At 47.0% G+C, this 13,364-nt stretch carries 14 protein-coding genes and 1 tRNA gene; 6 read left to right on the top strand and 9 right to left on the bottom strand.

Features of this window, described 5'->3' with window-relative positions; translation table 11 throughout:
• Positions 1 to 82 precede the first annotated feature (82 nt).
• The 6 genes from H6F73_RS08085 to H6F73_RS08110 all read right to left on the bottom strand — a co-directional run bounded on the left by H6F73_RS08085 (position 83) and on the right by H6F73_RS08110 (position 6,363).
• Positions 83 to 442, bottom strand: coding sequence for a hypothetical protein (locus H6F73_RS08085; protein ID WP_190758235.1), 360 nt, complete (start codon positions 440 to 442; stop codon positions 83 to 85).
• 101 nt (positions 443 to 543) lie between these two features.
• On the bottom strand, positions 544 to 1,806 hold the full coding sequence (locus H6F73_RS08090; protein ID WP_190758236.1) for a SufS family cysteine desulfurase: 1,263 nt from the start codon (positions 1,804 to 1,806) through the stop codon (positions 544 to 546).
• Positions 1,807 to 2,101: 295 nt separating this feature from the next.
• On the bottom strand, positions 2,102 to 3,475 hold the full coding sequence (gene sufD, locus H6F73_RS08095; RefSeq protein ID WP_190758237.1) for a Fe-S cluster assembly protein SufD: 1,374 nt from the start codon (positions 3,473 to 3,475) through the stop codon (positions 2,102 to 2,104).
• The gene (gene sufC / locus H6F73_RS08100) at positions 3,472 to 4,263 is read right to left on the bottom strand and encodes a Fe-S cluster assembly ATPase SufC (protein WP_190758238.1); all 792 of its coding nucleotides are present in this window, start codon (positions 4,261 to 4,263) and stop codon (positions 3,472 to 3,474) included. Before sufC ends, sufD begins: the two co-directional genes overlap by 4 nt.
• 175 nt (positions 4,264 to 4,438) lie before the next feature.
• Entirely contained in the window at positions 4,439 to 5,878 is a 1,440-nt protein-coding gene (gene sufB, locus H6F73_RS08105) for a Fe-S cluster assembly protein SufB (protein WP_190758239.1), read from the bottom strand.
• Positions 5,879 to 6,000: 122 nt separating this feature from the next.
• Complete coding sequence (locus H6F73_RS08110; protein WP_190758240.1) at positions 6,001 to 6,363, bottom strand: ferredoxin thioredoxin reductase catalytic beta subunit; 363 nt, start codon at positions 6,361 to 6,363, stop codon at positions 6,001 to 6,003.
• Between the two features lie 163 nt (positions 6,364 to 6,526).
• On the opposite strand from H6F73_RS08110, the gene sufR reads away from it, so the two are divergent.
• Both sufR and H6F73_RS08120 read left to right on the top strand, forming a co-directional pair.
• Positions 6,527 to 7,183 carry an iron-sulfur cluster biosynthesis transcriptional regulator SufR gene (gene sufR, locus H6F73_RS08115; RefSeq protein WP_190758241.1) on the top strand — a complete coding sequence of 219 codons (657 nt, stop codon included), beginning with the start codon at positions 6,527 to 6,529 and terminating at the stop codon, positions 7,181 to 7,183.
• A gap of 212 nt (positions 7,184 to 7,395) precedes the next feature.
• Positions 7,396 to 7,797 carry a hypothetical protein gene (locus H6F73_RS08120; RefSeq protein WP_190758242.1) on the top strand — a complete coding sequence of 134 codons (402 nt, stop codon included), beginning with the start codon at positions 7,396 to 7,398 and terminating at the stop codon, positions 7,795 to 7,797.
• A gap of 156 nt (positions 7,798 to 7,953) precedes the next feature.
• Here H6F73_RS08120 and H6F73_RS08125 read toward each other — a convergent pair.
• The 3 genes from H6F73_RS08125 to H6F73_RS08135 all read right to left on the bottom strand — a co-directional run bounded on the left by H6F73_RS08125 (position 7,954) and on the right by H6F73_RS08135 (position 9,731).
• Positions 7,954 to 8,026: transfer RNA gene (locus H6F73_RS08125), tRNA-Glu, on the bottom strand.
• Positions 8,027 to 8,112: 86 nt separating this feature from the next.
• Complete coding sequence (locus H6F73_RS08130) at positions 8,113 to 9,165, bottom strand: M20/M25/M40 family metallo-hydrolase (RefSeq protein WP_190758243.1); 1,053 nt, start codon at positions 9,163 to 9,165, stop codon at positions 8,113 to 8,115.
• Between the two features lie 41 nt (positions 9,166 to 9,206).
• A complete protein-coding gene (locus H6F73_RS08135; protein WP_242072367.1) occupies positions 9,207 to 9,731 on the bottom strand; it encodes a YdcF family protein in 525 nt (174 codons plus the stop codon).
• Positions 9,732 to 10,322: 591 nt separating this feature from the next.
• On the opposite strand from H6F73_RS08135, the gene H6F73_RS08140 reads away from it, so the two are divergent.
• From H6F73_RS08140 to H6F73_RS08155, 4 genes are all read left to right on the top strand, one after another.
• Positions 10,323 to 10,583 (top strand): MoaD/ThiS family protein, encoded by a 261-nt coding sequence (locus H6F73_RS08140; RefSeq protein ID WP_190758245.1) that lies wholly within the window; start codon positions 10,323 to 10,325, stop codon positions 10,581 to 10,583.
• 186 nt (positions 10,584 to 10,769) lie between these two features.
• Positions 10,770 to 12,074 (top strand): threonine synthase, encoded by a 1,305-nt coding sequence (gene thrC, locus H6F73_RS08145; protein ID WP_190758246.1) that lies wholly within the window; start codon positions 10,770 to 10,772, stop codon positions 12,072 to 12,074.
• 94 nt (positions 12,075 to 12,168) lie between these two features.
• On the top strand, positions 12,169 to 12,444 hold the full coding sequence (locus H6F73_RS08150; protein WP_190758247.1) for a MoaD/ThiS family protein: 276 nt from the start codon (positions 12,169 to 12,171) through the stop codon (positions 12,442 to 12,444).
• 47 nt (positions 12,445 to 12,491) lie between these two features.
• Positions 12,492 to 13,205 (top strand): DUF2996 domain-containing protein, encoded by a 714-nt coding sequence (locus H6F73_RS08155; RefSeq protein WP_190758248.1) that lies wholly within the window; start codon positions 12,492 to 12,494, stop codon positions 13,203 to 13,205.
• Positions 13,206 to 13,364 lie beyond the last annotated feature (159 nt).

Below are 13,364 nucleotides of genomic sequence, written 5' to 3' on the forward strand. Positions count from 1 at the left end.
AATTATCTCCATGCGACGATACAAGAGTCGATAAATTTTAAAGTAAATAAGTTAAGCGTTGCTCAGCCGGCCAGAGAAATTGTCAATCACCCCCGCTATCACACCCACCATCACTACCGCTATCACACCCACTATCTCCACCACTATCACCCCCGCCACCGCCATCGCTATCACCCCAACTCCCTCCACCGAAACTATCACTTATACTCCAATAACTATTATTCAAATCACTATCTCGAAAAGTATCTCTAGAATTGCTTCTAGTATTTTTACTTTCCTCTAATACATTTGCAGCCTTCTTTGCAGCTAAAGAAATCAACAAGTAACTTCCAAGGTATATAAGAGATATCAGCCAACCATTCATCGTGTTTCCTGCATTTTTAACTACAGCAGCCGAAAAAATTAACAAGTAAATTCCAAAAAATATCAGCCAACCATTCATTGTGTTTCCTCGCTTTTTAACTAATGAGCGGAAATTCCTAAATTCTCTGAAATACTCATTTTTATTTGCTTGATAGGGTGGAAATGGCCCACCCTAGTCATTCAAGCAAAAATCCCGCCGAAAAATTCAATCGCTTCTTTTAAAGAACCGACGAAAATATCAATTTCCTCACGGGTATTGTAGAAATACAAACTTGCCCGTGCGGTCGATTGAGCCTTTAAATAGCGGTGTAAAGGTTGCGTGCAATGATGACCGGCACGAATGGCAACCCCCGCTTGATCTAAAATTGTAGAGAGATCGTGGGGGTGAACATCACCGGCAGTAAAAGCAGCCAGCGCCGCCCTGCCACTGCCATCTGCTTTCGGCTGGGGACCATAAAGGGTGAGTTCAGGAATTTGTCGCAATTGCTCGAACAAATAACCTGTCAATTCATGCTCATAAGCCTCAATATTGTGCATTCCCACACTCATGAGGTAATCGACTGCCGCACCTAATGCAATCGCCTCCGCAATTGCCGGCGTTCCCGCTTCAAATTTTGCCGGCACGTCTGCATAAGTCGAGTGATCTAGAAATACATCGGCAATCATTTCACCACCGCCCAAAAACGGGGGCATTGAGCGTAAAACCTCTAATTTCCCATACAGAAAACCAATGCCGGTGGGAGCGCACATTTTATGCCCGGAAGCCACTAACCAATCACAGTCAAGCGCCTGAACATCAATCGCCATGTGAGGCGCACTTTGGCAAGCGTCAACTAACACTTTTGCGCCGTACTTGTGGGCAATTTCTGCAATTTCGCGCACCGGATTGATGCAGCCTAAAGTATTAGAAACATGAACCACAGACACCAATTTCGTTTTATCTGAAATCAGTGTTTTAAACTGCTCCATGTCAAACTCTTGGGTTTCAGTTAGCTCAACAAACTTCAGCACCGCGCCGGTTTTCTGAGCGACTATTTGCCAGGGAACTAAATTGCTGTGGTGTTCCATTACCGAGAGAATAATTTCATCTCCTCGCTGCAACGTACTCAAACCCCAAGCGTAGGCAACCAAATTAATCGCCTCGCTGGCATTGCGAGTGTAAATAATCTCTTGATGCGATGCCGCATTCACAAATTTAGCGACTTTTTCCCGCGCCGCTTCATAGGCGTCTGTTGCCCTGGCGCTGAGGGTATGAACGCCTCTATGAACGTTAGAATTGTACTGATCGTAGTACATTTTTAAGGTTTCAATCACCTGCAAAGGCTTTTGAGACGTTGCGGCATTATCCAAATAAACTAAACGATGTCCGTTGACTTCTTGCAGCAAAATTGTGAAGTCCGGGCGAACCCTACTAGCGAGCGTTTTTTCTTGAGTGAGAGTCATGGGATTGCTGGATAAAGAATGAAGTTTGAAATCGTATCTTGTCTGTAATCCAATACTTCTGAGGTTTTGAATTTGACCTGTTAAAGGCTAGAAGATTAAGCCAAGAAGGATTGGTATTTAACCCACTCACCCGCCAGATATTTAAATTTCTGGCTAATACTCAACTCAGATAAATTCGACACTGAAAGGGTGAGTGAAGCAGTCTTCAATATGAATGTATAAGCTCATTTTTAGCAGTCCATTTTAACGGACTTTTGCGATGAGCCGAGGATTTAAATCCCCGGCTTGATTGTAGTTAGGATCTACAAGCGACACACTGAGAAAGCATTTTTCGCAAAGAAACCACCGGCAACTGCTGAATAATTTCGCCGGCAAACGCATCCATCAGCAAATTGCAACTGGCTTCTCTATCCAAGCCGCGACTTTGCAGATAAAACACTTCATCAGCCTCTAACTGGCTAACCGTTGCACCGTGGGAACACTTGACATTATCAGCCGTAATTTCTAGCTGCGGTTTTGTATCCACACGCGCCTTCGGAGATAGCAGCAAATTACGATTCAACTGTGCTGCATTTGTCAACTGCGCCGGCTTGGGAACAAACACTTTCCCGTTAAACACTGCATGAGCGCGATCATCCACAATACATTTATGCAGTTGATTCGTCGTGCCGTGGGGGTGGTTGAGTGCGATTGTACTGTGAGTGTCTCCCAACTGTTCACCGGCAAGCATGGTTAAACCATAGAGTGCGGTATCCGTCGCCTCGCCGGTTTGGAAAACCTCTAAATTGTGCCGTGACAGCTTTCCACCCAAACTTACCGCATGACAGGCATAGCGACTGTTTCGGGCTTGTGAAACCGCTGTTTTGCCAATGTGAAACGCATCACCCCCGTCTCGTTGAATGCGAAGATGGACAACCGAGGCATTTTCCTGTGCCCAAATTTCCGTTACCGCATTCGTAAAATAAGGGTGAGCAGTTGAGACATCGGGACATCCCTGCGCCGCAGTTGCGTAATGCTCAACCAGCGTCAGCGCACTTCCCGCCTCAGCAACTACCAGACAGCGCGGCTGCACAAACACCGGCACCTCACCCGTAACCGAGACAAACAGCAGGTGAACCGGCACCTCGACGGCTTGATTTTTTGCTACCCACACCACTGCCGCATCCGTCAAACCGGCAGTATTCAGCGCAGTGAACACTTCCTGTGCACCCGGTTGCTTCGCCAGATACTCACCGAGGCGTTGGCGTTCATTTGCCGGCAATTGGCCTAAATTTCCCACAAACACGCCTTCTGGCAAGCCGGTAAGAGAAGACAGCTTGGGTGCAAAAACACCGTTGACAAAAACGAGCCGACTGTCAGAGGCTTCCGGCAACATCAGCAACTCAATCGGCACATCTGCCGGTTCCGGGGGTTCAGGCAACGCGCCGGCAAAATTCACTTCTAACAGTTTGGAAAGATCCGTAAACCGCCATTCCTCATCCCGTTTTGTAGGAATTGCCAATTCGCGCACCCACGTCGCTGCATGATCCCGCACCTGCTGCAACCAAGCTGCCGTTTGAGCGTCTAGTGCGAACTCCGGGGGAACAATCCGCGAAACGCCCCCACGCGCCTCATGCAGCAACTGATCTAAATAGGTCACTTCTGGCTTAACCGCAACTTGATTGCTCATCGCGCCCCCACCTCAGCTTCCTCGTCTTCTGTCACCCAGTCATAGCCGCGACTTTCTAATTCCAAAGCTAATTCTTTGGTGCCGGTGGTAACAATTTTTCCAGCTTCCATTACATGGACAAAATCGGGCACAATGTAAGTCAGCAACCGCTGATAGTGCGTAATCACCAGCATTGTATTTTGAGCATTAGCAATGGTGTTTACGCCATTGGATACGATCTTCAGCGCATCAATATCTAGCCCTGAATCTGTCTCATCCAAAATGGCTAATTTCGGTTCTAGCAGTGCCATTTGCAAAATTTCATTTCGCTTCTTTTCGCCGCCAGAAAAACCTTCATTGACGCTGCGACTTAAGAAAGCTGGATTCATTTTGACAACTTCCAGTTTTTCTTTGATTAAGTCATCAAAATCAAATACGTCTAATTCTTCTAAACCCTTCTGTTTTTGGTGAGAGTTATAAGCCACACGCAAAAAGTCAAGATTGCTGACACCAGGAATTTCCAGAGGGTATTGGAACGCTAAGAAAACACCGGCTCTCGCCCGATCTTCGGGTTCTAATTCTAGCAAATTTTGTCCGAGAAAGATGACTTCGCCGCCTGTTACGGTGTAGTCAGGATGGCCGGCTAATACTTTAGAAAAGGTACTTTTTCCTGAGCCGTTTGGCCCCATGATGGCATGGATTTCTCCTGCCTTCATTTCTAAGTTCAAACCTTTTAATATTTCGATGCCATCTACTTCAGCTTTTAAATCCCGAACTGATAGCACAACTTCACTATTCTCGATAATCATCTGTCTGTTTTTTTGCGTCCTCTACGCCGGCAATCGGGGAATTTATTTTAACCGCAGATTCCGCAGGTGAAACTTGAATGTGCTGCACTCGTCATAGGAGTTCCACCTGCGTCCACAGATAAACACAGATGATAGGAGATAATATCTGTGTCCATCTGTGTTTATCTGTAGTTTTTTAACCAACGGTTCCTTCAAGTTTTAAGCTCAACAGTCTATCCGCTTCTACCGCAAATTCCATTGGCAGTTCATTAAAGACTTGTTTGCAGAAACCGCTGATCATCATGGAAATGGCATCTTCGGAAGAAATGCCTCGTTGTGCGAAGAAGAACAGCTGATCTTCTCCAATTTTGGAGGTAGATGCTTCGTGTTCTACTTTGGCGGTGTTGTTTTGGACTTGAATGTAGGGGAAGGTATTGGCTTGGGCATTATCGCCAATTAGCATAGAGTCGCACTGGGAATAATTCCGTGCGCCGGTTGCTTTTGGCCCCATTTTCACTAAGCCACGATAGCTATTTTTGGAGTTGCCGGCAGAAATTCCTTTGGAAATAATCGTGCTGCGGGTGTTTTTGCCGATATGCACCATTTTGGTGCCGGTGTCGGCTTGCTGTTTGTGATTGGTTAGGGCAACTGAGTAAAATTCCCCAACAGAATTATCACCAACTAATACACAACTGGGATATTTCCAAGTAATTGCAGAGCCGGTTTCCACTTGTGTCCAAGAAATCTTGGAATTGACGCCTTGGCACAAACCCCGTTTGGTGACAAAGTTGTAAATTCCGCCTTTGCCATTTTCATCGCCGGCATACCAGTTTTGCACCGTGGAATATTTAATTTCCGCGTTATCCATCGTCACCAATTCCACGACGGCAGCGTGTAATTGGTTGGTGTCAAACATGGGGGCGGTGCAGCCTTCCAAATAAGTGACAGAACTGCCTTCTTCCGCAACAATTAAGGTTCGCTCAAACTGACCCGAATCGCCGTTGTTAATCCGGAAGTAGGTAGACAGATCCATCGGGCATTTGACGCCTTTGGGAATATATACAAAGGAGCCATCGCTAAACACCGCTGAGTTGAGTGCTGCGAAGAAATTATCGCCCACCGGCACCACGCTACCCAGGTATTTTTTGATCAATTCTGGATAGTCTTTGACTGCCTCAGAAATCGAGCAGAAAATCACGCCTTCTTTGGCAAGTTTTTCTCTAAATGTTGTGGCAATAGAAACACTATCAAAGACCGCATCAACGGCAACATTAGAAAGTCGCTTTTGTTCTGAAAGCGGAATTCCTAATTTTTCAAATGTTTCTAGCAAAGTCGGATCAACTTCTTCCAAACTGTTAAGCTTTTTGGCCTGTTGTTTGGGCGCAGAGTAATAAATAATGTCTTGATAATTAATCTGCGGATAAGTAACATGAGGCCACGTTGGCTCGGTCATTTTGAGCCACTGCCGGTAAGCTTTCAAGCGGAATTCCAGCATGAATTCCGGCTCGTTTTTCTTGGCAGAAATCAAGCGGACAACATCTTCACTCAACCCACGAGGGATGGTGTCGGATTCAATGTCGGTGACAAACCCGTATTTGTAGGGTTGGTTAACTAAGGTTTTGACTGTAGCACTCATCGTCAGTGTGTTCTCTCTAATCTCTCAGAATCGGAAGTTCGTTCGCCGGCAGGTAGGCGTTGCCCACCTATTCTTTCTCTCTCTCAGGGTGGGCATTGCCCAGCCAAATGTCCTGCAATTTTTTAGTATTGATTTGTTGTCGAGCGAATTTCTTCAAATGTGATGTCCTGTTTGTCGCCGGCAAAGTCATTGTCTGGCGTCAGGAACAGCATACAGTGACATTCTTTGCGCTCCCGCATCGGCACGCAGGGGCAGTTCCAGAAAGCTGCAGCGACTTCGGCTTGTTTATCGTCATAGTGCCGGCAGGGACACAAAGGTGAACCGAGTTCTTCTTTGTGCTTGGCTAGCCCTTCGATCACAACCGCTGTTATGCTCAGATCCGAGCAGAAGTAGGTGCCGGTGCGCTTCGCGTAGGTTTCCGAGAAGTGCCGCATAGCTTCGAGGTTTTTATCCGTTGCCTGATTGGGGTTGTTTGCTGGATTCATTGCGTACCGATATATAGGAGCGAATTAAATTGCGTCTATAATGAATTAAACAACGGAGTTGTTGCTTAATTCTATTTTAGGGTACTTTAGCAACACTCATGTTGTCAAAGTCCACAAAGGCTTTTTTTCAGTGCGGTTTTAGGCGTAGAGTTCTGGGAAGACGATGGCCACCACTCACGAAACCACCACTAAACAAGACATCCTGCAATATTTACTGAAGCAAGGTCAAGCAACCGCTCATGAACTAGCAGAATCGTTAGATATCAGTGCCCAAGCAATTCGCCGCCATCTCAAGGATTTAGAGGCGGAAGGATTGATTCAATATCAGTCGGTTCACGCAGGAATGGGCCGGCCACAGCATTTATATGAGCTTACCCGTGAGGGGCGACATCGCTTTCCCGATCAGTACGATAAATTTGCCATTTCGCTGCTGGACACGCTGACAGAAACAGTTGGCCAGGATCAAGTCAGTTCGATTTTACGCAAACAGTGGCAGCGCAAGGCAATTGTATACCGAAACAATCTGGGCAAAGGTTCCCTGCAAGAACGGGTTGCTAAATTGGTGGAACTGCGCCGCGCCGAGGGTTACATGGCGGAGTGGCATTCTCTCGAGCCGGCAGAGGGTACAGCCCAAACCGAGAGCGGATTTATTATTAGTGAACATCATTGTGCAATTTCCCACATTGCCGAGTCTTTCCCTAATGTGTGCGATCACGAGTTAGAAATGTTTGCAACGGCGCTGGAAGATTGCACTGTGGAACGGACACACTGGATTATTGATGGTCAGCATCAATGCGGTTATTTAATCAAAAGCCGATGATTGGGGACGAGGCAGGGGTAAGCCGGCACTCCACTTAATTTTTTTGCATCTATTGCGGGAAAGAGGAAGGGGAAATTTAGCAGCCTCCCATAAAATAAGGAATTAAATGCGCTTTAACTGAACAAGTAACGGATAATAATCAGTTAAGGGTAATTTTTAATTAAATACTATGTTTCCCAGTACATCGGTTAGCTTAAAGGTGAGAGTTTGACATGGCTGAACAACAGCAATCTGATCTGCAATTTTTAACCTTAGAAGAGTGCGCTGAGGTAGATAAGGCGCTGCTGTCTACCCGCGAGAAATTTTCGGCGCGGTTGGCAATTTATGCGTTGAGGGTGCTTAAGCAAATCGCTGGGGAGACGGCTTTAAAGGTTGAAGAAGTCACGCCTCAACAGGTGAAAAATTGGATAGAAAAAGATGAGACAATTCGCCAACAAATCGAAATAGATAGCAGCTTCGCTAGCTTTTTTACAAATTTAGTGATTTCGTCTTTGAAGCCACTAAAGCAAATTTCTCAGGAAACTGGGGTGCCGGTTGAAGATTTAACCGTTCGGCAAGTCGTTGCCTGGTTTGAAAAGCAAGCAAAGATACGGTTAGCCACGCCTGAGTCCTAAGTTCTGAGGTGCCTATCAAATAAAGACGTTGCGGAAGATTCCTCTTCATGCAACGTCTTTATTAATTGTTTATTTAATGTAATCAGGCTTCAAATTTTAACCGCTTCACCGGCTGCTTCTTTTGCCTAAATGGCTCATTGAGCCTTACATTTGCGATACCCCCAGGGGAATTCGAATCCCCGTCGCCTCCGTGAAAGGGAGGTGTCCTAGGCCTCTAGACGATGGGGGCGTGTCGTTTGCGCCTTTGTCGTTCGCACCTTTATTACGATAACCAATGTGCCCCGATCTGTCAACACCTTTTTCAAAAAATTTTTTTCACTCATTTCCGGCCTGTTGGCAGTAGGCTTGCAGGATGCGAATGCAGTTGGCAATTGCCCCCAAATGGGCGATTTCAAAGCCGTGTGTGTTTTGGGTGGGAAATCCCAAACAAGCGGCGCGGGCCACATGGCCAAACTTCATGGCAATGGAGGCGTCGCTGCCAAACCCACTAATTGCGGCCCACTGCACCGGCACGCCGGCAGCCTCAGCAGCCTGTCTGATTTCGGCGTTTAAACCCTCGTCATAGATGCCATAGCTGTCTTGAGACAGCAAAACCGGCACTTCACCCTCTTCAATCGGATATTCCGGCGCTAAGGGGCAAATTTCCAGGGCTATCAACGCTTCTAATTTCTGACGCTGGCTAAAGTAAAGCGCCCCAATTGCCCCGACTTCTTCCTTTGCCGAAGCCACCAGATAGATATCCACTGCCGGCTGCTTCACCGTCTCTGCCAGGGCCAGCAAAATCGCCACTGACGCCTTATTATCGAGGGTGTAGCTGCCAATATAATCTTTGAGTCTAATTGGCTTTTTGCGGTGCTTGCCCACCACGACTCGCGTTCCCGGACGAATGCCGGCAGCTTCTAGCTCATCCGATGTACGTTTCGTTTCTACCCAAGCATTTTCCCAGGTTAACGGCTCTTTTTCCTGCTGGGCTTTTTGGGGCGATTCGTGGGAGACGTGGCGCGAACCAAAACTGAGAATGCCGGCAATTGTTTCCCGATCACCCAATAAATCGACAACGCCTTCGCCATAAACCCAAGGAAAGGAACCGCCTAACCGGCGAATTTCCACGCGTCCGTTAGATCCAACTGTTTTAACAATCGCACCAATTTCATCTTTATGGCCGGTGATGGCAATGGCGCGGCTAGGATCGCTGCCGGCAATTTTAGCGATCACATTGCCGGCGGCATCTTGCCAAACTTCCACTCCCGCTTCTGCAAATCGACTCAGCAAAAGCCGGTCAATTTCTGCCTCAACACCGCTGGGAGAATGATGCAGCACGAATTCTTCAATTGTTTCAAACAGCCGGTTGTAATCTAGCAAATCCATACAAAGACCCAAAAAAGTATTAATAGAAATTTTCCCAGATTTTATGAGTGGAGGTTTGGATGTAAACTCGCGCCGGTGCGGCCAGTGACCATCCAAAGCAAACAGCGAAAGCAGTCCCGCAAAATTCGCCAGATTGATTCTGGGGGTATATCTGTTGAAGGAACAGAAATGGGTGTGACAACAATCCCACGACTCCCCAAAACTAGGGTGGCAATGGCCCGCGACCGCGCCATGTGATAATCCGAGGTGATTAAATATAAATGCCAAACCTTCTGATCAACAAAATCTTGAACGCTGCCGGTGAAATTTGTCACTGTATCCGTTGCTGAAGCATAATGGAATTGGTTTTCAGGAACTCCGACCTTTTGGAATATTTTTTGGAAAGGCTCATAATTAGGGCGAAAATCTGAAATCCAAATTTCTAAATCGGGTTGCGATTTCCAAAGTCGTGCTGCAGCCTGTATTCGCTCAAACGCACCGCCCAAAGCCAAGATAGCTTGAGGTTCTGGAACTCGATTGAGAGTAATCGCCAATCGGACGGGAATAAAACTGATGAGTGCGAACAAAAAACCTACTATTAGCAACAAGATTAGTTTTTTAAATCTATCTTTGAAATAGATTTTAGGCTTTTTTTTGTCAATACTCATTGTTCGATAAGATGTGACAGAGCATAAAAAGAGTGTTCTGCAATCAGGATCAAATCTATGTCTATAATTTTTAATATATAGCAATCCTAAATTGGTTGTCAGATTTCTTGCCGACACTCCAAGCTTTTGGGGGTGATGATCATTAACCCATCACAGAAGATTGCTATAGCAATCCTAAAATTCGTGAGATTTTCCGGGAGTGCGTTCGCGTAGCGTGCGCGTTGGGTATCGGGCAAGATGCCGGCACTCCCAATTTTTACAATTCAAATAGGCTTGCTATAGGGTTTGTTTGCAATAAGTTGGTCTGGCTTTCGGTGCTGTTTAAAAGTTTCCACAACCGTTCTATCGAGCATCGCTGCCGAGACAGTTTTATTTATCATGGTTTAAAGCAATTTTTTATAAAATTTTATTAACATTCAACGCTCCTAAATTTTACCCGGTTTTTGGCAGTACAGGAACCTTAAAATAGGCTGAAATTGCTGCAAAACTTGAGTCTTTTTTTGAGTGCTTATGCCAGAACCTTCAATTACAGTCACCGTCAAACTGTTTGCTGCCTATCAAGAAGCTTATGGAGTGCCAGAACTGGTGCTGGATTTTCCCTCTGGCAGCCCTGTCAGCGCCGTCCTTGATCGCCTCATCAATGAGCATCCACAACTCCAACAGTGGCGTAACATTACCCGCTTTGGCGTGAATCTGCAATTCGTCGAACCAGACACCATTTTGCAAGGTGGCGACGAAGTTGCCCTCATTCCGCCTGTCAGTGGCGGGTAAATCACAGGGAAGTCATTAAAAAGACTTAGTACCCTCATCTGGCAAACCAGGCTTCCTACTTTCTAAACCCGACAAAAATAGTCGGGTATATTTGACGGGTATTTTAGCCTGTGCTAGTATCGAGCGGTTAATCAAAAAAAGACTAACCCAGCCCACAGCCGAGCGAGACACAGAGAGGTTTGACCGATGACCCAGGCGACTGAACAGCACACCCAATCGACTTCTGCCACTTTCAAGAACCTTCAATGTAAAGAATGTGGCGCAGAATATGAAGCCAAAGCGACACACGTCTGTGAAGTGTGTTTTGGCCCACTGGAAGTGAGCTATGACTACGACGCCCTGCGCCGGCAAGTCACTCGCGAAAGTATTGCTGCCGGCCCGAATTCGATTTGGCGCTATCGTCCCTTTCTGCCGGTGATGACGGATAACCCCATTGATGTGGGCACCGGCATGACTCCTCTGGTCAAAGCAAATCGTTTGGCTCGTCGCCTGGGCATCAAAAATCTTTATATTAAAAACGATGCGGTGAATATGCCCACCCTCAGCTTCAAGGATCGGGTGGTTTCAGTCGCCCTCACCCGCGCCAAAGAGTTGGGCTTCTCTACCGTGTCTTGCGCGAGCACCGGCAACTTAGCAAACTCTACTGCTGCAATTGCCGCTCATGCCGGTTTAGATTGCTGTGTGTTCATCCCCGCCGATCTCGAAGCCGGTAAAGTCTTAGGAACTTTGATTTACAGTCCAACCGTGATGGCGGTTCAGGGCAACTACGATCAAGTCAACCGGCTCTGCTGTGAAGTGGCTAATACACATGGTTGGGGATTTGTCAATATCAATTTGCGCCCTTATTATTCCGAAGGCTCAAAAACCCTCGGCTTTGAAGTGGCTGAACAGCTAGGTTGGAAACTGCCTGACCACATTGTTGCGCCTCTGGCCTCTGGCTCACTGTTCACCAAAATTTATAAAGGCTTCCAAGAATTCATCAAAGTTGGACTGGTAGAAGACAAAACAGTCCGCTTCAGTGGGGCACAGGCAGACGGTTGCTCACCAATTGCCCAAGCTTTCCGGGAAGGACGCGACTTTGTGAAGCCGGTGAAACCCAACACCATTGCCAAGTCAATTGCAATTGGCAACCCAGCTGATGGAATTTACGCAATCGAAGTCGCCAAGAAAACCGGCGGCAATATTGAATCCGTCAGCGATCCCGAAATTATTGAAGGCATCAAACTGCTGGCTGAAACCGAAGGCATCTTCACCGAAACTGCCGGCGGCACCACGATTGCCGTGCTGAAGAAATTGGTAGAAGCCGGTAAAATCGATCCCGATGAAACCACAGTGGTTTACATCACCGGCAACGGACTGAAAACTCAAGAAGCCATGCAGGGTTACATCGGCGAACCCTTCACCATTGAGCCAAAACTCGACAGCTTTGAGCGTGCGCTAGAGCGCTCTCACACCCTTGATCGCTTGGAATGGCAACAAGTGTTGGTTTAATTTTAGATTTTGGATTTTAGATTTTAGATGAGAGATATAAGTCTAAAATCTAAAATCGGCAGATAACAGACAATCAGAGAACAGACCACAAACTATGTCCGTCAAAGTTTTAATTCCCACCCCGCTGCAAAAGTTCACCAACGAGCAATCCACCTTGGACTGCACCGGCAGCACGGTTGCTGAACTGCTTGAATCTTTAGAGCAAAACTGTCCAGGGATCAAAGCGCGTCTGTGTGACGATAACGGGGAACCGCGTCGGTTTTTGAATTTTTACGTCAATAGCGAAGACATCCGCTTCCTAGATGGCACAAGTACGGCGCTGCAAGATGGGGATGAAGTGAGCATTGTGCCAGCTGTCGCTGGCGGCTAATCCCTTGTTAGGATCGGCAAGATAGGATAAAAAACTCACTCAGAACAATGGCAGAAGAAACGAATTACAAAGAAGCCGGTGAGCAGCCGCCTAGCACTGTAGAACAGCAAGCTCCCAGCGTTTCTGAAGAACACGCTCCCAGCACTTCTGAAGAGCAGGCGACGGATTTGCCGAGTGCAAATATGCCGGATGCCAAAGCCGTGCAGACAGAGCAAAAACCGGCTGAGGGTGAAGTCGGAACAACTGAGCCGACTCCGAAAGGAGAACCCTCAGCAAAACCCCCCAAAGCTAAGGCAGCAGACAAACCGGCAGCCGGAAAAAAAGCCGGTGAAAAAGCCGATGGTGATGAAGCTCCAGCCAAAGCGGCTAAAAAGGAAAAAGCACCGGCAGTTGAAGACAAGCCGTTTGCTGATTTCATGCATCAAGACTGTTTGCCGGCGATGAAAAACGCCCTGAATAAACAGGGGATATCAGATGTTGAGCTGAGTTTAGAAAAGCAAAAATTGCCGGTTTCTGGCTTGGGATCAACGGAAGAGTGCTGGCAATTGATTGGCCGGTGGAAGGGTGGCAAGCGTCAGTTTAACGTTTATTTCCCCAAAGCGGATATTCAAGGCCCAAGAGCGTTTTCCTGCGCTGACAGTGGCACAAAGCCAAGCACTATCGAGCCATTCTTAATTGATGAGCGCAAGGTCACGCTGGATCTATTGGTGTTTGGGGTTGTCCAGCGCCTCAACGCTCAAAAGTGGCTGGCGCTGAATTAGGGGAATTGGGTATTGGGCATTGGGCATTGGGCATTGGGCATGAAGAGAGTGGGAGATTATTCCCGATTATTTATTAATCATTCTCTATTCCCGATGCCCGTACCTTTAGGTTGGCGAAGCCTTGACCCTAGCTTTAGGTTGGCGAAGCCTTGACCGTAC

This window comes from Microcoleus sp. FACHB-68 (genome assembly GCF_014695715.1).
Taxonomy (GTDB): domain Bacteria; phylum Cyanobacteriota; class Cyanobacteriia; order Cyanobacteriales; family Oscillatoriaceae; genus FACHB-68.